This window comes from Halostella sp. PRR32 (assembly GCF_034808085.1).
Taxonomy (GTDB): Archaea; Halobacteriota; Halobacteria; order Halobacteriales; family Natronoarchaeaceae; genus Halostella; species Halostella pelagica.
On sequence record NZ_JAXHGL010000001.1, the window covers coordinates 930585 to 954181 of the forward strand.

Annotated in this window: 24 protein-coding genes; 19 read left to right on the forward strand and 5 right to left on the reverse strand. The window is 56.9% G+C overall.

Annotation, left to right across the window (positions count from 1 at the left end; translation table 11 throughout):
- The first annotated feature begins 46 nt into the window (after nucleotides 1–46).
- Both SM753_RS04995 and SM753_RS05000 read left to right on the forward strand, forming a co-directional pair.
- Complete coding sequence (locus SM753_RS04995; RefSeq protein WP_210416400.1) at nucleotides 47–346, forward strand: AN1-type zinc finger domain-containing protein; 300 nt, start codon at nucleotides 47–49, stop codon at nucleotides 344–346.
- A gap of 65 nt (nucleotides 347–411) precedes the next feature.
- A complete protein-coding gene (locus SM753_RS05000; RefSeq protein ID WP_323190763.1) occupies nucleotides 412–738 on the forward strand; it encodes an AAA family ATPase in 327 nt (108 codons plus the stop codon).
- Nucleotides 739–763: 25 nt separating this feature from the next.
- Here the strand turns inward: SM753_RS05000 and SM753_RS05005 are convergent, their stop codons facing one another.
- Entirely contained in the window at nucleotides 764–1942 is a 1179-nt protein-coding gene (locus SM753_RS05005; protein ID WP_323190764.1) for a hypothetical protein, read from the reverse strand.
- Between the two features lie 184 nt (nucleotides 1943–2126).
- On the opposite strand from SM753_RS05005, the gene SM753_RS05010 reads away from it, so the two are divergent.
- The 3 genes from SM753_RS05010 (at nucleotide 2127) to SM753_RS05020 (ending at nucleotide 4910) form a co-directional block, all read left to right on the forward strand.
- Nucleotides 2127–3338, forward strand: coding sequence for a DNA cytosine methyltransferase (locus SM753_RS05010; protein WP_323190765.1), 1212 nt, complete (start codon nucleotides 2127–2129; stop codon nucleotides 3336–3338).
- A 222-nt stretch (nucleotides 3339–3560) separates the two neighbouring features.
- Nucleotides 3561–4157 carry a hypothetical protein gene (locus tag SM753_RS05015; RefSeq protein ID WP_323190766.1) on the forward strand — a complete coding sequence of 199 codons (597 nt, stop codon included), beginning with the start codon at nucleotides 3561–3563 and terminating at the stop codon, nucleotides 4155–4157.
- Nucleotides 4158–4355: 198 nt separating this feature from the next.
- Complete coding sequence (locus SM753_RS05020) at nucleotides 4356–4910, forward strand: hypothetical protein (protein WP_323190767.1); 555 nt, start codon at nucleotides 4356–4358, stop codon at nucleotides 4908–4910.
- 367 nt (nucleotides 4911–5277) lie between these two features.
- Here the strand turns inward: SM753_RS05020 and SM753_RS05025 are convergent, their stop codons facing one another.
- Entirely contained in the window at nucleotides 5278–6087 is an 810-nt protein-coding gene (locus SM753_RS05025; protein ID WP_323190768.1) for a hypothetical protein, read from the reverse strand.
- 120 nt (nucleotides 6088–6207) lie between these two features.
- On the opposite strand from SM753_RS05025, the gene SM753_RS05030 reads away from it, so the two are divergent.
- Nucleotides 6208–6342: a hypothetical protein gene (locus SM753_RS05030; RefSeq protein ID WP_323190769.1), complete on the forward strand. Its 135-nt coding sequence runs from the start codon at nucleotides 6208–6210 to the stop codon at nucleotides 6340–6342.
- A gap of 263 nt (nucleotides 6343–6605) precedes the next feature.
- Complete coding sequence (locus SM753_RS05035) at nucleotides 6606–8075, forward strand: hypothetical protein (protein ID WP_323190770.1); 1470 nt, start codon at nucleotides 6606–6608, stop codon at nucleotides 8073–8075.
- A 165-nt stretch (nucleotides 8076–8240) separates the two neighbouring features.
- On the opposite strand, the gene SM753_RS05040 is transcribed toward SM753_RS05035, so the two are convergent.
- Together SM753_RS05040 and SM753_RS05045 are read right to left on the reverse strand one after the other, a co-directional pair.
- Entirely contained in the window at nucleotides 8241–9563 is a 1323-nt protein-coding gene (locus tag SM753_RS05040) for a radical SAM protein (RefSeq protein WP_323190771.1), read from the reverse strand.
- A gap of 77 nt (nucleotides 9564–9640) precedes the next feature.
- On the reverse strand, nucleotides 9641–10921 hold the full coding sequence (locus SM753_RS05045) for a radical SAM protein (protein ID WP_323190772.1): 1281 nt from the start codon (nucleotides 10919–10921) through the stop codon (nucleotides 9641–9643).
- A gap of 115 nt (nucleotides 10922–11036) precedes the next feature.
- Between SM753_RS05045 and SM753_RS05050 the strand changes: the two genes are divergently transcribed.
- Nucleotides 11037–12218, forward strand: a complete 1182-nt coding sequence (locus tag SM753_RS05050) for a three-Cys-motif partner protein TcmP (protein WP_323190773.1) — start codon at nucleotides 11037–11039, stop codon at nucleotides 12216–12218.
- Between the two features lie 329 nt (nucleotides 12219–12547).
- On the opposite strand, the gene SM753_RS05055 is transcribed toward SM753_RS05050, so the two are convergent.
- Nucleotides 12548–12835, reverse strand: coding sequence for a transcriptional regulator (locus tag SM753_RS05055; RefSeq protein WP_323190774.1), 288 nt, complete (start codon nucleotides 12833–12835; stop codon nucleotides 12548–12550).
- Between the two features lie 480 nt (nucleotides 12836–13315).
- Between SM753_RS05055 and SM753_RS05060 the strand changes: the two genes are divergently transcribed.
- The 11 genes from SM753_RS05060 to carB all read left to right on the forward strand — a co-directional run bounded on the left by SM753_RS05060 (nucleotide 13316) and on the right by carB (nucleotide 23523).
- Nucleotides 13316–13573, forward strand: coding sequence for a hypothetical protein (locus SM753_RS05060; protein ID WP_323190775.1), 258 nt, complete (start codon nucleotides 13316–13318; stop codon nucleotides 13571–13573).
- Nucleotides 13570–14316 carry a helix-turn-helix transcriptional regulator gene (locus SM753_RS05065; RefSeq protein WP_323190776.1) on the forward strand — a complete coding sequence of 249 codons (747 nt, stop codon included), beginning with the start codon at nucleotides 13570–13572 and terminating at the stop codon, nucleotides 14314–14316. The genes SM753_RS05060 and SM753_RS05065 overlap by 4 nt, the downstream gene beginning before the upstream one ends.
- Nucleotides 14309–14728 carry a hypothetical protein gene (locus tag SM753_RS05070; protein ID WP_323190777.1) on the forward strand — a complete coding sequence of 140 codons (420 nt, stop codon included), beginning with the start codon at nucleotides 14309–14311 and terminating at the stop codon, nucleotides 14726–14728. Before SM753_RS05065 ends, SM753_RS05070 begins: the two co-directional genes overlap by 8 nt.
- Nucleotides 14725–15768 carry a tyrosine-type recombinase/integrase gene (locus SM753_RS05075; protein ID WP_369335315.1) on the forward strand — a complete coding sequence of 348 codons (1044 nt, stop codon included), beginning with the start codon at nucleotides 14725–14727 and terminating at the stop codon, nucleotides 15766–15768. The genes SM753_RS05070 and SM753_RS05075 overlap by 4 nt, the downstream gene beginning before the upstream one ends.
- 407 nt (nucleotides 15769–16175) lie before the next feature.
- Nucleotides 16176–16589, forward strand: a complete 414-nt coding sequence (locus SM753_RS05080; protein WP_135535728.1) for a hypothetical protein — start codon at nucleotides 16176–16178, stop codon at nucleotides 16587–16589.
- A 1-nt stretch (nucleotide 16590) separates the two neighbouring features.
- A complete protein-coding gene (locus SM753_RS05085; protein ID WP_323190779.1) occupies nucleotides 16591–17358 on the forward strand; it encodes a hypothetical protein in 768 nt (255 codons plus the stop codon).
- Nucleotides 17359–17433: 75 nt separating this feature from the next.
- The gene (locus SM753_RS05090; RefSeq protein ID WP_323190780.1) at nucleotides 17434–17715 is read left to right on the forward strand and encodes a hypothetical protein; all 282 of its coding nucleotides are present in this window, start codon (nucleotides 17434–17436) and stop codon (nucleotides 17713–17715) included.
- Between the two features lie 43 nt (nucleotides 17716–17758).
- Nucleotides 17759–18298, forward strand: a complete 540-nt coding sequence (locus tag SM753_RS05095; protein ID WP_135535725.1) for a DUF5815 family protein — start codon at nucleotides 17759–17761, stop codon at nucleotides 18296–18298.
- Between the two features lie 145 nt (nucleotides 18299–18443).
- Nucleotides 18444–18671, forward strand: coding sequence for a DEK C-terminal domain-containing protein (locus SM753_RS05100; RefSeq protein ID WP_135535724.1), 228 nt, complete (start codon nucleotides 18444–18446; stop codon nucleotides 18669–18671).
- Between the two features lie 197 nt (nucleotides 18672–18868).
- A complete protein-coding gene (locus SM753_RS05105) occupies nucleotides 18869–20134 on the forward strand; it encodes a zinc ribbon domain-containing protein (RefSeq protein WP_323190781.1) in 1266 nt (421 codons plus the stop codon).
- 167 nt (nucleotides 20135–20301) lie between these two features.
- A complete protein-coding gene (gene carB, locus SM753_RS05110) occupies nucleotides 20302–23523 on the forward strand; it encodes a carbamoyl-phosphate synthase large subunit (protein ID WP_323190782.1) in 3222 nt (1073 codons plus the stop codon).
- Nucleotides 23524–23597 lie beyond the last annotated feature (74 nt).

The following is a 23597-nucleotide window of genomic DNA, read 5'->3' on the forward strand; positions in this document are numbered from 1 at the left end:
TAAGGTAAACAAAGAATTATCACGTTCCTCTAAGATATCGGGAGTAATGGAACAGTGCCGAATATGTGGGGACGAGGCACGTCACCCGTACACGTGCAACTACTGTGGCGGGACTCACTGTTCGAGTCATCGCCTTCCCGAGAACCACAGCTGTAGCGGTCTTGACGGAGCAAGTAGCGACCAATGGATGTCAGAGAAACACAAAACGCACAAGCGACGCGGAACCACTGTGAGAAGTAGCAGCAACCGTTCAAAGGCCGATTCGTCGACAACCATCCCGAAGTGGGTGATCACAGTCTCCGTAGTCCTTGTTATACTGATTCTCGTCGGCATATATCTCGCTTAGACCGGACCGGAAGGACCGGAAACAACCCCAGTTCGCTTTTATATCCTGTCTGAACAGTATGACTCATGCTTCGGCCGGACCTGTTGTCCCACGATCTCATTCCCGAGCGCGACCTGGTCGTCCACCGTTCCGACGAACTGAACGAGATCACGCAGGCGTTCGATCCCGTCCTGGACGGTCGCGCTCCGATGAATCTCTTCCTCTTTGGCCCGAGCGGCGTCGGCAAGACGATGACGGCGCGGATCGCCGTCGACGAACTGGAGCAAGAAGCGGCCGTTTCGACATCGTACGTGAACTGTCGCTCGACGACCTCGCACCTTTCTTCCCGTTCAGATCTGACGAGGGTGACGACGAGGAGAAGTCGGACAGGCGGAAGTGAAGACTGCATTTGAAATGCAGCGGACTCAGTATCCGAAATTAGGTGTCTTCGTCGAGATGTTCCAGTGCAGAGTTCTCTTCATCGATTTCTTTCACAAACTGTAGAAGTCGCCGAGTTGCCGTCGGATTCTCCTCAACGTGCTCAAGGAAGTGGACCATTCCTTGGAGAGCGAGATCCTGCTTATGGTAGTCCCAAGCTCGTAGCTGAATAGTGAGGTCTTTGTCGGTCATCACTTTCACTCCTGCATCCTCTAAGATTTCTCTTGCATCTTCGCTGACCTCTCGACAGATCGCGATCGAAAGGGCTGTCGACTTCTCGGCGAGCTTCATCATCGTACCAAGCTCACTATCGACATTGTCCTCGGTAATGTCTCGGTCTTTCACCTCAACCGAAATCATCAGATCCGGACCGTGATAACCATCTATATCACCAAATCGATGTTGTCTAGCAGAACCCGTTCGGACGCTACTAGCTCGAAGCGATAGATGTGGCCATTCCGTCTTTACATACCCGTAAACGAGTGCCTGATAAGCTAACCCGCCCATCTCGTTATCATGTGACCGCTCGTAGTTCTTGAGAACCTCCAGAAACGGCTGCGAGAACGGTGGATCACGTCTCGGATAGTCCTTTGATTCTAGATCGGTTAGTCCGAACTCGATTATCCGTTCAGCTGCCTCTCGACGACCTGATTGAGAGAGCGCGAAACACGATTCTAAGAGGCCAATATAGTCTTCCCAGTTTCCAGTATAATGTCCCGGTGAGTTCGGGAAGTTCGTCCGGTTCATCGTTTGGTGGAAGAACGTACCGATAGCATTAATCTTCGAACGCAGGCCAGCCTCTGTATCTCCCTGTCGGAGCGTCAGTGTATCAATATTACTCTCAGTGCGATAGTCCTCTCCTTTCTTTTCGTATCGGGGGAGAATATCGTCTTCCCAGTCTAAATCTGAATGCGATGTCCTGATCCAAGGATCGACTTCAGAAAGCTGCTCAACTGCCAGAATGAAGGACAGAGATAGCCCTAAATAGCCCGTTCCTCGGTCGTAGATATTACGAGTCTGCTCAACGACTTTCTCTATGGATTCCTCCTCACTGAGTTCCTGCTCATCAGAGATCTCGACTCCAAAATCCTCTAAGCTCTTGTCTTCGTCCGACGTGATGTGTTTAGAAAGAAATTCGTCAATCTTCTCGCGCTCGGTTTCTGTGATTTCCTCGGACATCGGTTTTATCTGCTCAAAGTGATTGTGTGGCCTAGGACATCTCTCGGTTCGTGGCCCCATTCAGTGTACTTCGATATAGTGTCTCTAGATATGATACATGGTTAAAAACGCTTGCGTCCTTCTGGTCGGTAGATAGAAGCCGCAGAGGCAATGATTAAATACGGCCGGTGACAGTTTCGAATAGATGGGCGAACAGGATTTGACCTACGTAGACCTGTTTGCGGGGGCGGGCGGGTTATCTGTCGGGCTCGAACGCGCAGGATTTGATTTGATCCATGCGGTCGAGGTCGATGAAGACGCCCGAGAGACATTTGCGGAGAACCGGGAGGGTTGGGTCCCAGAAGACATAACCGGAGATATCCGTGAGGCGGACAAGGCAGAGGTGACTGACATTGTCGGCCGTGACTCCGTAGACCTCATTGCGGGTGGACCTCCCTGTCAGGGGTTCTCTGAAGTTGTGAGCCCGGACGGTTCGGACGATCGAAACCACCTATTCGTCAACTTCATCAATTGGGTTGACAAGTTAGAGCCAAAGGCTGCCCTGTTCGAAAACGTTCGAGGGATGCAGAATACGGCAGACGGGAAGTTTCTATCTGCCGTTGAGGAGTCCTTCGAACAGATGGGCTACGAGGTGACACCTCGAGTTGTGAGGGCTTCCGACTTTGGGGTTCCCCAGCATCGACGACGCCTACTTGTTCTGGCGACGAAGAAGTCTGACACCGAACACCCGTTCGACGGCTTCGAACTGGACCCCGTCGAAACGCCGGGCGTGATGGACGGGATCGGTGATCTTCCAGAAGTCGATCCTGGTGAGGAGAAAACCCGTTATGACGTGGATGCCAAGACGGTTCTTCAGAAAGATCTCCGTGGCGATAACCAAGAACTCACGCTCCACCAAGCCGCGAATCACTCCGACGACATGGTGGAGATGATTTCGCATATTCCGGATGGAGGTGACCGAACCGCCATTCCGGATGAACTACAACCCTCTTCAGGGTATCACAATTCGTACTCTCGCCTCGACTCTCAGGAGCCGGCGGTCGCGATTACCTCTAACATGTCGAAGCCGTCGAGTGCGCGGTGTATTCATCCGTTTCAACATCGCGGCTTGACCCCACGGGAAGGGGCACGACTCCAGACGTTCCCTGACTCATATCGCTTCGAGGGGGGACTCGTGTCTGTTCGCCAGCAGATCGGAAATGCCGTTCCGCCGTACTTGGGCGAAGCAGTCGGATATTATCTCAAGCAGAGTGTGTACCAACAGGAGTTGTCCGACCGAGAACGACACCGTATCTACAAACTCCGATGCGGTACCATGACGCCGGAAGAGTTTGAGGAGAAACGATCTGAACTGGGTGGCCACGCTCAACAGGTCACCCTCGACTTCGCAGACTAAGCGTTCTGTTCGTCTGAACTCGATACCGCCATAGACCGCCGAGAGGCCTACCTATGGACAATGGACCAACAACGCCGTAGTCCGAACGTTCTGTGAGCGGCTTCTGAACTGGGTGGGGAAAGGGAATTTCCACGAGCCTACGAGCTTCGTACCGATACAGACCGGATAGAATGGTACGGATCCGTTATATGTACTGGCTATTGAAGTCAATATAACTCCGCTATGTTAGAAGAGACTAATGGAAGTTTACCAGAAGTGGACGACCTTGATTGGGAGGAGTTAATTGAGGATCTGTTTGAATTTGCTGACCTGTATTTACTTTCTAAAGAGCTGAATGAGACCAAGGAAAGAGCAGAGGAAGCAGCTGAGACCTTAGAACAACTCTATTCTTCCCCTTCAGAGATAGATCTCGAAAACTTCTATGCTGATGTTTTTCAAGCAAAAAGGAATTTCACGGTGTACTTTTTACTGACCAATGAAGTCATAGAGGAGCTCGTCGTGAATATCGCATACAGTGAAATAGTCGATCCAAACCGGAAATCAAGTGCAGTGAAAGACACATTCACTAACCAGCTGAACTTCTGGAACCACCTCGAGCTCCTTCACGATGCAGAGATTATAGACGACGGTCTCAAGGGGGAGATAACGCAGGTACGGAAGACTCGAAACCAGATGGCCCATGGACTGGAATCGGCAATGTCGGAGTTATCATCAAGAAAGCCTACAAAGGAGATCGAGCGAGCAGAGAGAGTCAAAGACCGGCTTGAAGATTTGACTGACGATGATTTCTTAGGACTGCCCAATTCCCCCGATAGCTGAGTTCTTATGAATAGGACAGAAATTATCAGGGTGCTGTTTAGGAATTACTTCACCTGATAATGAAACAGCGAGATTTGGCGTATGAAGTGGTTGTCACCGATGACGGGGAAGTCTTCGCGATGCAGAACTTCTGCTAGTTCGTGTAGAGAGTAACGGCTTGAGGAGGAGATGAGCTGTTCTCGAGGTAGAATCACGGACGTGGTCGTCGATAGCGTTGGCCGACACGTAGGGTTCGTCGCCTACACTGCCGCGCAATTGGTGTCGAGTGTACGGGAGCGTACGCTGGCTCTCGTCGGGACCGACACGCCGCTGATCCTGGTCGTGCTCCCGCTCAAAGACAAGAGCAAGACGCCAGAATACATCCGTCGGATGCTCCGGCTGGCCAGGCAACACCTGAATATCGGCCGCGTCTACCTTGACGCAGGAACGGAGTTCTACAACTCGGACACGATTTCGACCATCACCGAGCAGGGCCTGGAGCTGGTGATGCAGGGCCGGAAGTCAGGGAAGACGGTCAAGCACTTCCTGAACGGGATGGCGCGTGCCGATCTGCGGTCGTCGTACTACCCCTACGGCGTGGGCAACCTCGACGAAGACAGCTACTACGCGGTCGGACTAAAGTCGGACAAGACGGTGAAACTGCGAAAGTCAGACGCTGATGAGCCGATGGACGACTACACGTACTTCTACACGAACCTCCACCCGGAAGAGGTCCCGCCGGAAGAGTTGGGGGAGGCATATCGTCGTCGGTGAGGCATTGAAACGGACTTCCGCGTAATCAAAGAGGAGTTCCTTGCCAAGTGTGGATCTCGAAACCCGGCGCTTCGAGCCTTCTATTTCAACTTCGCGGCACACCTGTTCAACATCTGGACGGTGGCGAACATCCTTCGTACCGAGGAGGCGGGTGAAGCCCTGAGCGAGGGGAAGCAACTGACTGCTGGTGAGCTGATGCAGGCCATCGAGGACGACCCGCGCGACCTTCGACTTCCGGCCGAACCACCAGAGACCAAGCAGATATTTGGGGACCTTCTCGGAGAAGGGATGGGAAACAAAGGTCAACGAGTCCGACCACAGCTGGGCAGCCAAAATTTGGCGTTGGTAGCTTCTCTCTTTCGTGGGTTCACGGTGGGATATCTAATCCGGGACCGTCACCGCCGGCGTTAACCGCGATATCGCAGGCTATCTCAAGCGACTCAACGAGATTCTCGACGTCCTCTTCGCTGGAGATCACGCTACGGTTCCCGTGCATCACCTTGTTCCGATACTTCTCAACCGTGTCGAACGCCTGCTTACACTGAGTCTTCGAGGGGAAACCCAATTCGTCCAGGTGATCTTCGTTATCCCGAACTACTTCTTTCAGGTCTGCGATGGACATGAACTCGACCGGATGAAGATTCACGTTCTCGTCGATAGCGTCACTCCATCGATCTATCGCCCCTCCCCCTGGACGGGCCTCTTCGTAGACCTCCTGAAGCTCATCAATACTGTACTCCTCCTTGATCAGATCGGATACTGCCTTCGCCGTCTCCGCATAGTAAGTGAACAAGAACTCCTTTGCAGTCCTCGTATTCAAATCGGCAGGCGTCACAATCCGCCAAGAATCTCGATCAGGGTGCGTAGCTAACGCGAAGGGATACTCGGTCAAGATATTAATACAGTACAGCATTATCTCGTTGTACCTGACGTACTGATCCTCATCGGTAGAGTGGACTTCCCCGGTCTCCACCTCATAATATTCGCGTGTATTGTAAGGTCTGAGCGGTGCGTAATCGTACCCCTTCTCCTCAAGATCGTTGATTAAATCCTCCATCAAATCATCTTGCTCAAGCTCATTCTGACCAATGAAATAGATCGGAGACCCAAGTTCCTCTGCACTTCCCTCACTCGGGTATCGAATGTTGTCCTCGACCTCTTCCTCGCTCCAATACATATTAAAATACGGTGAGACCAGGAATCAAAATACTACCTGTTCCTCGACCGTTCTACCTCTCGGGCCTATGTTCTCGTAGAATACACCACGAATATCGGGTGACAGGTTAAAACCGGAATTATGACTGATGACAGCGACGATGAAATATCGGCTGTGGAAATCGATCCAGAGATGCTAAATGAGCCGTCAGAGCAAGTCCTTGAGGGAATTGAGGAAAATCGAGAGCAGATCAACGTCGAAAATTGTATGTGGTGATAATGTGAAGCGAGTCGGTAGTGAATCTGTCTGCAGGAATTACCCGTTTAAAAGATTCGGTTTCTGCTTTCAGGACACGGCCACGGCGATTTGCAGATGAATATCCCCGCGTCACTCAATACTGGATTCTTATCGCCGTCGCATCAATCATTATCGCAGTTTCCGCTACCCTGTTCTCGAATCAACCGACACGACAGAACGCCGTACGTCCGCTTCTGATCGGTGTTATCACACTGTTCACAATCAGCTTGACCGTCACGATAATGGGTATCCGAGTTGCGTCCAACCGTTACTCGCACAGAGTTGATTCTACAGTCCTGCAGAAATCGGCTATCTGGCTTCACTTCACGCCGCACCTGATCGCGATACTCTTCGCCATCTTTCTGATATCGACCGGCCGGTACGTTTACTGGGCATTCGGTACTTTCATCTTCTTCATCTCGGCCTCGATTTTGAGCATCTTCCCTTTCCTCCGATGGCTTCTCCGTTCGCTGTCCCCAGAGGTGATGCTGGATACCTCGATCAACAGGATCAACTCTGACTTCCTCGATAGGGTAGAGAACGTCGTCCAAGAAGAGAGAGCCGAGATCTACAAAGGCCAGGATCGAGACCAGATCCGTGACATCTATCGCACTGTCTCCTATCTGGATATCTCGGAAGATGACCCGGTCGACATGTTCATGGACATCGTCCGGTCTAGGATAATCGAAGACGATACCGAGACCGTCACTGCGTTGCTCGACCGGTATCAGGACCATGTGGAATCCCAACTGGAAAACCGGTACCGGGAATTCCTGGTCTCGCACAGTGATTCCCAGCTCGTCGCCTGGTACCTTCTTAGCCCATTCGAGGACACTTTCCGGATTGCTGTCAAGGAGGAGAACCACCGTGTAGCAGAGCACGTCATCTCCCTGCTTAGAGCATCCATCCAATCCTGGGCAGAGAATATACCTAAGGGAGTTCCAGAGGTGTTCTTCCGCGTCTTCGGGGCTATAACCGTTGAATATGTTTCTGAGTGTGATGCTGGCCAGGCCAATTCGATCGCCGAGGACTACAGCAAGATTGCAAGTGTCGTGGCCTCCGATATTGACTCCCCGATTAACGAGGTCACATCGGCTATGGCAATGACATTCGTCAACTCCTGCCTGAACTTCGCGATAAGCTCCTTGGAGGAAGGGTACTATGAACCGGCCTCGACGATCAACAACGGTCTCCGGTCTATCGTAGAGGCAAGATTGCGGTTCCCCAGCGGTAATCCTGATCGCACACTACTTGTTATGGGGTTGATCGGGGAGCAGTTCGGCATCGAGGAGGCAAAGTCGAAGAAGATTGTCGAAATCGCTAACGAGGTATCGGTGATGGACCAGGCGGAGTGGACTGTAACGACGCTGGTAACCTTCAAGGACAAAATCGAGGAGTACGGTAATGGCTATTCTTTCCGCGACGAGCATCTGGATATGGTGATGCGGGAAATCGACCGTGTGAACGAAGCTTTGGAGGAGAAAGACAGCGGAATCGCTGAACGGGTGGACCATGACGAGGACTTGGTGTTGCAGGTTATCCGGGGAGCGCGTTTGTTCAGAAGCCCATTTTCAGCTGAGGACCTGATATCGGAGTTGGAACTTTCCGAGTCAAAGGATAAGGTCGAGGAGATCTGTGATTCTCTTGAGGATATCGGTGCTTTTGAGCCACGGGACGATGGACAGTATGTGCAGTCGTACGATGAGTTCTAATTGGAATATCTGTCCCCGGATTACTTATGTAAATCTGATATTTTGTCTTCTATAAATTGATTAACTCGTTTGATATCGGCTTGACTTACTGCTTTCAGCCCGTGTCGGAGATCGGTCGAGGGTAGTAGGATGTTTTCTCTGTTCACTTTATCGTAGAAATAGAACTTATAAGAATTCCTTTATGTTAGTCATTGAACCCTTCTGTTTTGTTTCCTCTACTTCAGCTGAGAAGGATTCAGGAGACACTGATCGGCGCATTTCTTTGAGGCGGCTGCGGAGCGGACCTAATGTTTCCTTCAGTAATTCTCTATCCGGCCAGGAGTGAATCTGAAGGCCTCCAATTTCATCAGATAACGCCTGAACCAGACTAATCTGTTCCAAGGCGTATTGGACCCAATAGTCCTTGTCTTGGAGGTTCTGGAGTTCCTCCGCAAGTCGTTCGTCGCCGAGTTCCTCCGCAGCTTCGAGACACATCTGGAAGTTCTTTCCTCGAGGATTGATCGGTTCGTGGAAGATGACTTCTGGATCTAAGGCTTTCAGATAGGTGAGTAGCTCCCAAAGATCGTCCTCGTCCATTGTCGGATACGTCGGGGACATCGAGACAAAGACTCGAACTCCAGCACGACTGAGTGTATCCAGCGCCTCCCATCTCGCCATCGGCGGAGGAGCATTTGGCTCCATCGCCCGGACAAGTGGTGCATCAAGTGACGGTATTGAGGATCCCACCGTAACCAAATCACCAGCTTCCTTGAACAGGTCGAGGTCCCTGGTCACAGCTGGACTGCGGGTAAGGATACGAACCGGACGGTCGTGTTTGACTAACTCCGCGACACAACCGCGAGTAATCTGCGCCGCGCGACGGTCCTGATAGCAATCCGTGCCGCTAGAAAGCATTACAACTCCTCGCCCTCGATCAGTCGTTTCCCAGTCGTCTTCATCGGTGTTCTCCAGTTCGTTTCCGAGACGCTCTGGGAGGTCGTCACGATATAGCAGGTAGCTCCCCCAATCTCCTTGAGGATCTTCGACACCAGCCTGTTCATTCAGCATCTCATCTCGGTTCTCTATCGCCGGCGTCGTCGGGACGTAACAGAACTTGCAACCGTGCCGACACCCCGTAGCGACATTGATTACGTAATCACAGAGGCTCTTCTTGTAGAGGCGTGATTCGCTGATGATGGCCTTCGTGGGATCAGTGTTCACGCTGATCCCCGATTTCTCCTGCTCTTCTGTTTGAGATGCACATTCCCAGCAGAGGAGATCTCCCTCGGGAGATGCGGCGAACCGGCCATTAATAGCATCACTACACTCGGCACAGAGAAGGCCTGCTTGCCACAGATCTAAACGGTCAAGGGAATCTCCGTGTTTTCGACTTCCCTCCCGTAATTGGTCCAAGGTAGGATCATCGAAGGATTCCAGGGCCTCCTCAGAGTTGACCAATTCGTACGAGCGATCAAACCAGTCGTCTCCGACCCTGTATTCCAGTTCCATTGGCCGCTCACTGTTTGATCATTGAAGCAATATCGTATAAAAGCGAGCCAACCGCACAGTGAAAGTAAAAGTGAAACTTAGGCAGAGCGCTTCGGTGAGGGGTAATCTTCAGGCGACGTCGTCGTTTCTAACTGCGCTCGAAGTTCCTCGCTCTTCTCCCCGTCAAGGTACTTGATCAGCTGTTTATCGGGCCAGAGATGGATCGGAAGATCGAGTTCGTCGCCGATCTCTTCGACCCATTCCAGTTGATTCAACGAGTACTCTACCCAATGGTCTCGGTCCTTCAGTTTCTCAAGCTCGTCCGCTAGTTCCTCTTGGCCTGCCTCACGAGCCGCCCGGACAGTCATATCGAAGTTCTGTCCGCGGGGATTGATCGGTTCGTGGAAGATCACGTCTGGATCAAGCGAGACAAATTCCTCCATGAGATTCCGAATTTCCTCTTTGTCTTGGATGGGGTACGTGGGCGACATAGATACATAGACAGGAACACCTGCGTCGCTGAGTTCTTGGAGTGCATTCAATCGAGTTGTCGGTGCTGGTGCACCAGGTTCGATCGAACGGACCATCTCGTCGTCAAGGCAAGGGATAGACGATCCAACAGTCACCAATCCGTCGGCAGCTTTGAATATGTCCTTGTCACGGACGACTGCAGGGCTGCGGGTTAGAATACGGACGGGACGGTTGTGCTTCACTAGTTCGATCACACATCCGCGAGTTATCTGTGCTGCTCGACGGTCCTGGTAACAGTCTGTCCCGCTAGAGATCATGACGACACCGCGTCCACCTTGCTCCTTCTTCCATTTCTGCTTTCGATCTAAAATTCGAGCAAGTCGTTCCGGCATATCGTCGCGGTAGAGAAGATAACTACCCCACTCTCGTTGACCGCTTTCCACATTGGCTTGGTTCTCTAACATTTCGCCTCGCATCTTGATATTTGGTGTACTCGGGACATAGCAGAATTTGCAACCATGAGTACAACCAGTGGCGACGTTGATAACATAGTTACAGAGGTTTTTATGATAAAGAGCTGACTCAGACAGAACAGCTTTCGTCGGATCTGTTGTTTGAGAAACGCCGCGCTGGTCAGTCTCTGCTTCTTGTCCCATCGCACAGTCCCAACAAAGGAGATCGCTATCTGAATTTGCTCCGAATCGGTCCCCTAACGATGTGTTGCAGTTACTGCAGACCAGCCCTGCATCCAAGATATTAATTCTCTCTAGAGGATCACCATACTCTTGAGATGCTTCACGTAATTCATTGAGGTTCGGTTGTTCAGAGAAGGTTGTTCTGAATTGTCCGCTAGAGTCTCTGAGGGCGAACTTTTGTAGGGGTCCTGCGCCGACCTCAGCCAGTTCCATTTAGTTATATTGGCTATGCTAAAAGTCAATAAAGGTTCCCACAGCACTTACTGCTAATATGACCGTTCGATACAATAATGTAGTTAGAAATACAATCCGAAGTCACCTCACCATCATGCCGCTTTCTGACAACGATGATGATAAATGGAAATATAAAGAACATACAGCAGCTAAACATGAAGTTTACCAGAAATATCTAACACCTTGGACATACAAGCTAACTTACTCTAATGAGAAACAAGGTAAGTACAACAAGATACGGATTGTCGACTGTTTCTCGGGACGAGGCTCATATACAGAAGCTATTGATTGCACTGGACCCGAAATGCACCATATCGACACTCCTGCTGATATTCCAGGTTCTCCGCAGATAATCCTTGATAAGCTCACTCAACACACCGACCAATTTAAAGAAGCAGAAGCGATATTCATAGAAGCTGATGAGGAGAATTTCGATATACTCAACGATAATTTAGGCAGAACCTCCAGGATTGCGGATAATATTAATAAAAGCTGCATCAATGGGAAGTTTCAGGAGGAAATTTTTGACGTGATCAACTCTACAGACGGTAGTGATTGTCCAACGCTATTTTTTATTGACCCTTTTGGATTCAAATCCTTGGATTACGACGTAATCACTGAGATCGGTTCAACATCCCAGTTTGAATTCCTGATAACCTTCATGTCAAGGGACATTAACAGGTTCTTTGACGTAGAATACCATGAAGATGCAATTGAGACTGTATTTGGCCATGCAGAATATAAAGATGAGGTTGACCAATATTCTGCTGAAAACTGGGAAGCGCTTGTAGAATATTATACAGACCGATTAGAAGAAAATGGTCCTGAACATACGTTTGAATACCTTATCACGGAGCCAGACACTCGACAAACTGTTTACTACCTGGTGTTCGGAACAAACCATTCTAATGGCCTACACACGATGAGAGAAATAATGCATAACTGCGGGACTGGAAACTTTGGTTATGCACCAAGGCACGTAGAGCATGACCGTCAGCAAACGGGTTTGGGTGCATTTGGTGGAGGTGCAGATAATACTGAGCAATTCCTACTCGATAATTTCGAAGACTTCAGGATTGAATTCGGGAATTTAGTCGAAAAATGTTCGGAGATAAGAAAATACCAAGATACAGTTGAGTCTGACTATCGTCAGGCAATTAAAAATCTGGAGGCGAAAGGTGAATTGGAAGTGATCAGATTCACTTCTGTAGAAGGTGGCAGTGGAGTTCAGAGAGGAGATCTAATAGACTTTCGTAACCGTGAACACGAAGACTAAATCACCTATTCTACAAGAACCCTCTGGGTAGGAATCGCTGTGTTGCAATTTTGTGTTTATACTTCGCCCCATTCTCATTACTAAATAAAACGGACCGGAAGGATCAGAAACATCCCGGTTTCGTCCTTATTTATTCGAGACAATGGCAGATGCCCTAGGGGTAGATAGAACGGACGACAGTCAAAGTTGAGTCGAAGGGTAGGATCATCAACTTATCGCCACACTAGAACAGATGTACGCCGAGCGGACGATTGAAGGGTTAGAAGGCCTATCTATTGACTCATTATTTGTCCATGGGAGGGGATAATTGATGAATAGCTCTGAATTTGCTAATCAGATTCTCCTTCTTTTTCTCGTTCTAAATCTTCAGCGTCTATGTCGCCAGAGAGATACGCCCCGCCCTTGTCAGTGATTCTATAATACCCTCGCTGCTCATCTACTTTCTCTAGCAGTCCTGCTTTGTCGAGGCCACGCATCCGACGAGCAACAGTATCTCTACTTTTGTCGGTCACTTCGAATATCTCTGCTAAATTGTACCAGACCGCAGTTGGTGGAAGGGATACCTGATCGCCTTGGCTGTTGAAGAACTCCAAAATGGAGTCATCAACCTCGTTCATCCAAGGCACTCGAGGCCGCATACCCCGAGATTCTTTCTCCGGAGGTTAGTAGCATCGATTGATTGGCCTGGTAAGGTTATATTACTCATGTATGAGCTATATTGTGCAAAACTATTAGTAGTTGGTATCTAAACGTGGCTGTTACGGAAGTGTTCGCGGACCCGTCATTACTCGGTCGGGTCCATCAAAAGCGGACCTCGATGCTGGGACATCGGGCCCGCGACGCTCCCGTAAGCACGGTACGGAAGCATGAAAGCCTACACGCAGACGGGAATTAAAACTCCCGCACGACGAACGGTTCACGAACAGAATTCTGTAAGAAGTCCTACCACTTCCACTGGCGGTCAGTGGGAGGGCACGGCGGCGTATAGTTCGCTGCGACCAGAGAAACGGCGTCTCAGCGCGTTTCGGCACCACTTTCACTTTCGCGCCGCGTCCAAGGCTCTCGCCTTTTATCAGGTGTGTCATCAGACCGACCTGATGACGGAAGGCAAAACGACGATTCGGCTGGACGACGACGTGGACCGCTGGAAGTGGGTCTGCCCGCGGGGGCATCGGCAGTGGGAGCCGGTCAATCATCACTTCTGGTGCGCCTCGTGCGCGCGGCAGACCAACGAGGATGCCGAACCGACGTTCACGGCGCTGCGGAACAGGGCGACGGACGAGGTCGTGGACCGTGACGACGTGCGTCTGGTAACGCCCGCCGGCCGCTACGAGTCCGAGGAGGGGTCAGCATGAACGGGACCTGTCCCGAGTGCGGCGAGGCGCTCTTCGGTATTGACACGCGCGGCCGCCACGAGGCTGAACCGTGCGGGTGTCCCGTCTCGGATATGCACCTCGACCAACCGCGCGTCATGACCGACGGCGGCGTCGACATCGGCCGTGTTCGTCAGGCCGTCGATCTGGAGGTGCTCGATCCCGCCGACGATCTGGAGTACTTGGTCGCGCTGACGGTCGAGCCGGACGAGTACTTCGAGGACTCGGCGGCGGCCGCCGAGTGGGCGGTCGCGCAGTGGTGTCAGGAACTGCAGTGGGTGCCGGATCTCAGCGACTACGACACCGGCCAGTCGGTCCCGCCAGGCGCGGATACCGATCGCCTCCACGAAGCGTTCGCGAAGTTGGCGGCAGGCGACGAGGACGACCAGATCGTCACCGATGGCGGCACGTCGTTCACCGACCTCCACGCGTTCCTGCGCGACGCGCTCCTAGTCGTCCGCACGCTCGAACGCGATAGCGACGAGGCTCCGATGGGCCTCGACATCTACGACGAACTGTGCGAGCGCTACGGCGAGGCGCTGAACCACAGCCGCGTGTACCACAACCTCGACAGGCTCGCCGACCAGGGTCTCGTCGAGAAGGGCAGCCACGACAGACGCACGAACGCCTACGCGACCACGCAGGCCGGGCGCTCCCTGCTTGAACGCCGCGCCCGGACGATCGAAACCGCGATCGCCGCGACGGACGGTGGTCGCGATGAGTAGTCGCGTGCGGACGACGACGGTCGCTGGCTCGCTGCTCGACCGGCTTCACTCGTTACTTGGGGTAACCAGCAAGTCGGTCGACCTGCCGAAGGATGTCGTCTTCGAGGTGCTCGCGAACGAGCGCCGGCGTCGCGCAGTCACACACGTCGCCGCACTTGACGACGACGAGACGATCACGAAGGGCGACCTCGCCGAGCAGATCGCCGCCGACGAGAACGGCAAGCGCGTCGGCGAGGTCACCACCACTGAGCGCAAGGCGGCGTACGTTGCCCTTTATCAGCATCATCTGGATATCCTCGAGACGGCGGAGGTCCTCGACATCGACCGCGACGAGATCAGCCGTGGTCCTGCGGCGCGTGATGTCGCGACGGTGCTGTATCAGGTCGAAGGGTCGGACCTGGGGGGAGAGTGATGCAACCAGAGGATCTCTCGCCCCGCGAGGCGTGGGAGTCGTACGTCGACCAACGCCAGACGGAGACCACTGACCAGAGCCAGGCTACGTATCACTACCGCCTGAAGCTCTGGGTTGAGTGGTGCGAGGAGCAGGATATCGAACGTGTCGGTGACCTCTCAGGGTGGACTCTGGAGCAGTTCCGGAGCCATCGCTCCGGCGAGGGGATCGCGGCGACGACGCTCCGCGGCGAGATGCAGACAATGAAGAATTTCGTCGAGTATCTGGAGCGCATCGAGGCCGTCGACGAAGATCTCGCCGAGAAGGTGAAGGTGCCTAACGTTCCCGATGGCGAGGAGTCTGACGACACCCGCCTCATCACTGACGACGCGTATCGACTCATCGAATACTACCGGAACGACGCCACCGACTACGGAACGCGCAATCACGTGATTTTAGAGCTGGTCTGGCATACCGGCGCTCGCCTCGGCGCGGTCAGGGCGCTCGATGTCCGGGATTACCATTCCGACGATCAGTACGTCGAGTTTGTCCACCGTCCTGACCAGGGGACTCCGCTGAAGAATAAGACGAACGGCGAGCGGATGGTCAGCCTTCGCCACCGTGTCTGCGATGTCTTGGACGCGTACATCCAGAACGAACGCAGGAACAAGCACGACGAGCACGGTCGGCAGCCGCTACTCTGTTCCGCGCAGGGGCGGCCCTCGCGGAACACGGTTCGCGTCTGGATGTATCACGCGACGCTTCCCTGCATCTACGGCCCGTGCCCGCACGGCCACGATCCGGTGACGTGCGAGTTCACGGATTACAATCAGGCCAGCAAGTGCCCGTCCTCGAGGTCGCCGCATCAGGTTCGGACGGGCTCGATCACGTGGCATCGGAACCGCGGCGTTCCGAAGGAGGTCACTCGGACGCGCGTCAATGCGTCTGAGCGCGTCATCGATCAGCACTACGACAAGGCGGAGGCTCGTGACCGGATGGAACTTCGGCGGCGTCCGCACTTAGAGAAACTCGATTTCGGGGATCAGGAGAACTCAGAATGATTAGCATTAGCACCGCGGCTGGACAGCTGTATAGCGCCTACCAATCATCAGAAAATTCCGAACTGCCCAAACCCACTTTTCCGAACGCTTTACGACGAGCGAAGCGAGTCATTAGCATTCAGTAAACGCGATCGTAGATTCGAATAGGAGAGCCCCGGCCGCCGAACGAAGTGAAGCGACCCGTTTCTTCAAAGTGCAGGCGCGAGCGTCGAAACCGCCAGAGGACTATCGCGATCCGGAGAAACTCCGAGGCATACGAGCGCTACGACGGCAATCACAGCGGTTGAAAACCTTCACCGCGACACCGAGCAACGGAGCGAAATTGCGGAGGAGCGCCGTCCGAGACCGACGTTGCGCCGACGGTCGAGACCGAAGGCGTTTTGCACACCCCGCGACGACGATATCGCATGGAAAGCGGCGGAGACGGCGAGATGACCCTCGCGTTCGAACTCGCTGCACTGCAGGAACTGGCGAGTCCGTCGGCCGTGTTCGACGGCGCACGCCGGTGGAGCAAGTACGTGGGCGTCGTCTCGGACAAGCCGACGTACGTGGTAACGAACTTCACGCGGAAGGAGCGGATCCGCCAGGACTTCTTCTCGGGCCCCCGCGGGAAAGCCGAGAGCCTGGAGAGCGTGCGAGAGCAGTTCGACACCGACCGCCACGTGTTCGTCGGGGCGACCGACGAGGACAGGGAACTCGCCGAGGAGGTCGACTGGGAGTACCTCACCGTCGAAGACGCGGCCGAAGCCGCCGGGTGGGACCTCGCCGACGAGGTCGAGGAACCCGAGACGGAGACGGACGACCGGGACGACTGGCCCTGAGATGGACGTCGTCGAGACGCTCCGTACCGGGTTCGACCGCACGGCGTCACGGACCGGCGCGGCTCTGGTTCTGGCCGCCTTCGTCGCGCAACTCGCCAGTACGGTCGCGCTCCACAGCCAGCCGCCGGAGGCGACCGCGCCCATCAGAGAGGAGTTTCCGGCGCTCGCCCCGCCCGCGGAGTCGCCGCTCGCGTTCCCGCTGTCCGCACTCGGCGCGGCGGCGCTGTCGTTCGCCGCGATGGTCGCCGCGGTCGCCGTTTTCGTCGTCGGGTTCCGGGCGCTCTCCGACGACGGTATTCCCTCACCGAGGACGGTGACGCGCAACGTCGGGTGGGCGACGCTCCACGGGATCGCCGGCTATCTGCTACTGTTGGCGCTCACCAGCGTCGGTATCGTCCTGTTCGTCCTCCCCGGCGTGTTCGTGCTCGTCACCTTCGCCTTCTTCGTCGGGTTCGTAGCACTCGAAGACGACGGCGTCGTGAGCGCGTACCGGGAAAGCTGGGCGCTGACGAGCGGCCGTCGCGTCGGTGTCTCCCTGTTTTTCGGGGCGCTGCTCGTCGTGGTGCTACTTGGCAACACCCTGGCCGGGATCCCGGTGACGCTGCTGTTCGGCGTCTCCGAGACGCTGGGGTGGATCGCGAACGTTGCTGTCAGCGCCGTCACCATGGTCTACACCGCCGCGGTCCTCGCGGTCGGCTTCGTTCAGTTACGCGACGGGGACGAGGACGACGACGAGTTCAGCGACATCGACGACGAACTGTTGCCCTGACGGTCGTCCCGGCCGATATCGCTGTCGTCGCCGCCTTCCCCCGCGCTTTTTTCGCCGGCCGCCGTTGTCTCGTCTATGGCACCGGAGACCGAAGTCGACGTGGAGGTCGAAGTGGAGGTCGACAGCGACGAACTGGAGATAGAGGTCGGCGAGACGACCGAGGCGGAGGCCGAACTTGAGACCGACGGCCTGGAGATAGAGGTAGAGGTGGAAGTCGAAATCGAAGAGGAGGAGTCCGACGCGAGCGGCGGCGAGGAGGGGGAATCCGACACGAACGGCGACGAGAAGTACGAGGACCCGGAGGCGACCGGGTTCGACGGGTCGGACGAAGACGAGGACGCCGGCGTTTCGGAGTGATCGATTCGGGGCGCTTTTACCCGTGAACGACCAATCACCGGTCATGGCTGAACCGCGCGTACCGGGCGAGTCGCCGGACGGCGACGTGAGCCTCCCGTGCGGGGAGACGATCCGGATCCGCGACCTCGACATGGGTGTACGCGACTTCGACTGCGCCTGCGGAGCGACTCACGCGGTCGTGATGGACGTCCACCCGCCGTCGCGGTTCTTCCCGGAGTTCCTGGTCGAGATACTCCGGGAGACGATAGAGACCGACGAGGACGACATGGGGGAGTTCGGGACGACTCACCTCATGGGGATCGTCATGGAGGAGTTTCCCGACGAAATAGTCAGCGAGGACCTCTCGGAGAACGGGGACGTCGGGTACTCGCTGCTGTGGCTCACCGACTTCGACTCGCGCCGCCTCCACGAGATCGCCGTCGAACTGGTCGTCGAACTGATGGAACACGCGATCAGTCACGCGGACGACGACACCGCGATGACCGAGTTCGAGGAACAGATGCTCGACTTCGATGTCGCGGAGTTCGTCGCCGAGTACCGCCGACAGCGGGATTTCGCGGACGAACACGACACGGCGGTGTAGCGGCGGAACCGGCGCTGTCACCGCTGACAGACCGCACCCGCTGAAGTGACGAGTGCTAACAGATAGCACCGGCCGACAGTATATGTCATATTACTTGACGGTTGTCTGACGATCTTTTATTACAGGTGACGTGGTAGCGTCGCTCATGCGCTCTCACTGGGGGAAAAGCGAGCACATCAGAGAGGTACTCGCGGAGGTGGATCCGGACGAGGCGATGACGGCGAGCGAGATACGCGAACTGCTGGCGGACCACGGGGTAGACGTCGATAGCTCGCACCGCGTCGCAACAGTGCTCGGCCGGTGGGCCGAACAGGGGGAGATAGACGTGATCCGCGACCGCCCCTACCGGTACCGGTTCGACGACTGGTCCTGACTCCCGTGGCGTTACAGTCCGCCGGCGGCGGACACACGCCGGTGAACGAATCGGTCTATCGAGCAGAGAGCGACCCGAATTCTCCCGTCGAATCCGGTCCCGTTCATCGGCGTCACACTGCCGTTCGCTGTCGGCGGTACCTGACCCGGAGACGCGCCGTGATAACCTTTATTGTGTAACTATACCGATTGCTTCGCATGGAATATTGTCCCGAGTGCGGAACCGAAGTGCGGGCCGGCGTGGCGTACTGTCCGGGGTGTGGGACCGACCTCACCGAGTATCGGGGGTGGGAGTCGGCGACCGGCGTCGGGACGGACATCGATGGGCTGGACGACAGATCGGAGACCGACGCGAACGGTTCGGATAGCGGAGTTGCGGCCGACGACCGTGCTGTTTCAGACGAGAACCAGCCCGGTGAACGGCAACGGGACCACCGGGGACAGGACGCAGGACAGCCGACAGCCGGTCGGGAACAGGATACGGGACAGTCGCAAACCGGACGAGGACGCGACGGCCGAGACGGACGCGGTGCCGGTGGGTCCCGAAGGAACCCGCAGAGCGGTCACCCCCGGCAAAGCGCACCGGACGAACAGTCCCACGGGGGCGCACGCGACGGTCATACCGCCCCGTCGTCTCAGGGAAACAACGCCCCGCCACCCCAGGGGAGCCAGTCTGAACGCGGCCATCAGGCTGGCGCGGCGGCCGGCACGGACCAGCAGTGGCACGGTCAGGACAGACGTACTCCTACGGGGGCTGATGCCGCCCCAGCCACGGGTGCCGTCAGCCGGGGGCCGTCGCTGTTCGACCGGATCAAAGCCCTGCCGTTCAAACGGAGCGCGGCCGCGGGCGCGGCGCTGTACGTCGTCACGTTTCTGGTGACCTACGTCACGTTCGTCGTGGACGCGCTGGTGATACACTCGGACCACGACCTCTCGGTGTCGACCTTTCTGCCGCTGACGGATATTACGTCGTGGATGTCGCTGGACATGTGGCAGTTCGTCGGCTGGCTACTGTACAGCGGTCACAACGTACCGATAGAGCGGACGGCCGGCGATAGCGCGGAACCCATCGAAGTGCTCGGCGCTGACTTCTGGATGCAGTTTCCCCACGTCCCGCAACTCGTGACGCCCGCGCTGTACACGCTGATCCCGATCGTCGTCCTCGCCGCAGGCGGTCTCGTGTTCGTCAGGCGTCTCGACGCGGACGGGACGGCGGTGTCGGAAACGTCCGACGCGGCACTACTCGGCGGCAGTGTTCTCGTGGGGTACGTGGCGCTTGCCGCCGCCGGAACGTTCCTCGTCGGAATCAGCGACGGCGCTACGTCGTCCGGACCCGTTCTCCAGGACGCCGTCCTCTGGACCGCGCTGTTCGCGGGCGGCGCTGGAGCGGCCGGCGGCGTCGCGGCCCACTCGCTCGGCGACGACGCGTCTGTCGAGACCGCTCCGTCGAGCGACTCGGGATAACGGAACCACTGTTTTCCGCATCCACAGCGCGGCCGTGTTTTCCGACGACGACCGTTCGCGTGGAGCGGCGACCGCGATCCTCGTCTGTTCGAAATTCGAAATTCTATTTCGCCTCTCGTAATCTATCGTGTGGCTTATTACGATGTACGAACTTCGAACAGGTAAGCATGACCGGCCAGACAGAAGACAGAACGATCCTTCTCATCGGAAGTGGGCCGATACAGATAGGACAGGCGGCAGAATTCGACTACTCCGGGGCGCAGGCGTGCCGGGCGCTGCAGGAGGAGGGCGCGCGCGTCGTCCTCGTGAACTCGAACCCGGCGACTATCATGACCGACCCGGAGATGGCAGACGAGGTGTACATCGAACCGATCACGACCGAGGCCATCGCCGAGGTCATCCGGATGGAGGAACCCGACGGCGTCATCGCCGGCCTGGGCGGCCAGACCGGCCTGAACGTCACGGCCGAACTCGCCGAGGAGGGCATCCTCGACGAGTACGACGTCGACATCATGGGCACCCCGCTCGACACCATCTACGCGACGGAGGACCGCGACCTGTTCCGCCAGCGGATGCGCGAGATGGGCGAGCCGGTGGCCAAATCGACGACTATCTCGCTCGACGAGGACGAGTTGGTCTCCGAACTGACCGAGGACGACCTCGAAGAACGCGTCCACGCCGCCGTCGACGAAGTCGGCGGACTCCCCGTCATCGCACGCACGACGTACACGCTTGGCGGCTCCGGGTCCGGCGTCGTCGAGGAGATGGACGAACTGCTCCAACGCGTCCGGAAAGGCCTGCGCCTCTCGCGTAACAACGAGGTCCTCATCACCGAGTCCATCGCCGGCTGGGTCGAACTGGAGTACGAAGTGATGCGCGACGCCGACGACTCCTGTATCATCATCTGCAACATGGAGAACCTCGACCCCATGGGCATCCACACGGGCGAGTCCACGGTCGTCACGCCCTCGCAGGTCATCCCGGACGAGGGCCACCAGGTGATGCGCGACACCGCGCTCGATGTGATCCGCGACCTCGGCATTCAGGGCGGCTGTAACATCCAGTTCGCGTGGCGCGACGACGGCACGCCCGGCGGCGAGTACCGCGTCGTCGAGGTCAACCCCCGCGTCTCCCGCTCCTCTGCGCTCGCCTCCAAGGCGACCGGCTACCCGATAGCCCGCGTCACGGCGAAGGTGGCGCTCGGCAAGCGCCTCCACGAGATCGACAACGAGATCACCGGCGAAACGACCGCCGCCTTCGAACCGGCGATCGACTACGTCGTGACGAAGGTGCCGCGCTGGCCTATCGACAAGTTCCCCGACGTCGACTTCGAACTCACGACGGCGATGAAATCGACAGGGGAAGCGATGGCTATCGGCCGGACGTTCGAGGAGTCGCTGTTGAAGGCGCTTCGCTCCTCCGAGTACGAACCGGACGTCGACTGGGCCGACGTGGACGACGACACCCTCGAAGCCCACTACCTCGAACGGCCGTCGCCCGACCGCCCGTACGCGATGTTCGAAGCGTTCGAGCGCGGCTACACAGTCGAGGAGGTCGTCGACCTGACGGGGATCTACGAGTGGTACGTCGAGCGCTATCAGAACATTTCCGACGCGGCCGTCGCTGCGCAGGACGGCGACTTGGCGTCGGCCACGGAACTCGGCTTCACGAACAGTCAGGTAGCAGCGGGCGTCGACCCGAGCGAGGCCTCCGAGCTACCGCAGACCGACGGCGGACAGGTTGACGAGGTAGAAGCGTCCGCGCCCGACCGCTCGTTCAAACAGGTCGACACGTGCGCCGGCGAGTTCGCCGCGTCGACGCCGTACTACTACTCCGCCCGCGAACCCGCCGCGAGCGGAACGTCGACGGGGTACGACGAGGTGCAGGTCGACACGGACGCCGAGAGCGTCGTCGTGGTCGGCGGCGGTCCCATCCGCATCGGGCAGGGCGTCGAGTTCGACTACTGCTCCGTCCACGCCGTTCGCGCGCTGCGCGATCAGGGTATCGACGCCCACGTCGTCAACAACAACCCCGAGACGGTCTCGACCGACTACGACACCTCCGACGGCCTCTTTTTCGAGCCCATAACCGCAGAGGAAGTGGCCGACGTCATCGAGACGACGAGCGCCGACGGGGTGATGGTGCAGTTCGGCGGGCAGACCTCCGTCGACATCGGCGAGCCGCTGGAAGCGGAACTGGAACGCCGCGACCTCGACTGCGATATCATGGGGACGAGCGTCGAGGCGATGGACCTCGCGGAGGACCGCGACCGGTTCAACCGCCTGATGGACGACCTCGGTATCGCCCAGCCAGAGGGCGGAACCGCGACGAGCGAGTCGGAGGCCCTGGAACTCGCCCACGAGATAGGCTACCCCGTTCTGGTCCGCCCCTCCTACGTGCTCGGCGGCCGCGCGATGGAGGTCGTCGACGACGACGAGGAACTCGAACGGTACATCGAGGAAGCGGTCCGGGTCAGCCCGGACAAACCGATCCTCGTGGACGACTTCCTGGCCGACGCCATCGAACTCGACGTCGACGCCGTTGCGGACGGCGAGGACGTCGTCATCGGCGGCGTCATGGAACACATCGAGAGCGCGGGCGTCCACTCAGGCGACTCCGCCTGCATGATCCCGCCGCGCTCGTTGGACGACGAGACGATGGCTCGCGTGCGCGAAGTGACCGAAGACATCGCCACCGCACTCGACACCGTCGGACTGCTGAACGTTCAGCTCGCAGTACAGGACGGAGAGGTGTACGTCCTCGAAGCCAACCCGCGCTCCTCGCGCACCGTTCCGTTCGTCTCGAAGGCGACTGGCGTTCCCATCGCCAAACTCGCGGCGAAGGTGATGGCCGGAACGACGCTCGACGAACTGGACGTGCAAGAACAGGTGCCCGAGCGGACCAGCGTCAAGGAGGTCGTCCTCCCGTTCGACCGCCTGCCGGGAAGCGACCCGCGCCTCGGCCCGGAGATGAAATCGACCGGCGAGGTCATGGGGACCGCCGACACGTTCGGCAAGGCGTACGACAAGGCCCAGGACTCGACGGGGAAGCCGATCCCGCGCGAGGGGACCGCCGTTGTCGACCTCTCGGCCGACGAGTTCCCCGACCCCGACACCGAGGCGGGCGAGGCGCTCGTCGAGGGCTACACGGACCACTTCTCGCTGTCCGAGGCCGTCGACCTGCAACAGGCCGTCCGCGACGGCGAGGTAGACATCATCATCTCGCGCGACCGCGACCTGCTCGAAGTCGCCGTCGAGGAGGAGATCACCTACTTCTCGACGGAGGCGAGCGCCAAAGCGGCGCTGGAGGCGCTGGACGCGGCCGACGACCCGCTCGACGTCGCGTCGGTCGACAGCCGTCCGAAGACCCGCGCCGACTGGGGCGAGTAACGCCGCGTCTCGCGGTTTTCGCACGTCTGATTTCGTCCGCCGCCGGGGTCAGCGTCGATCGTAACCCCTAACCG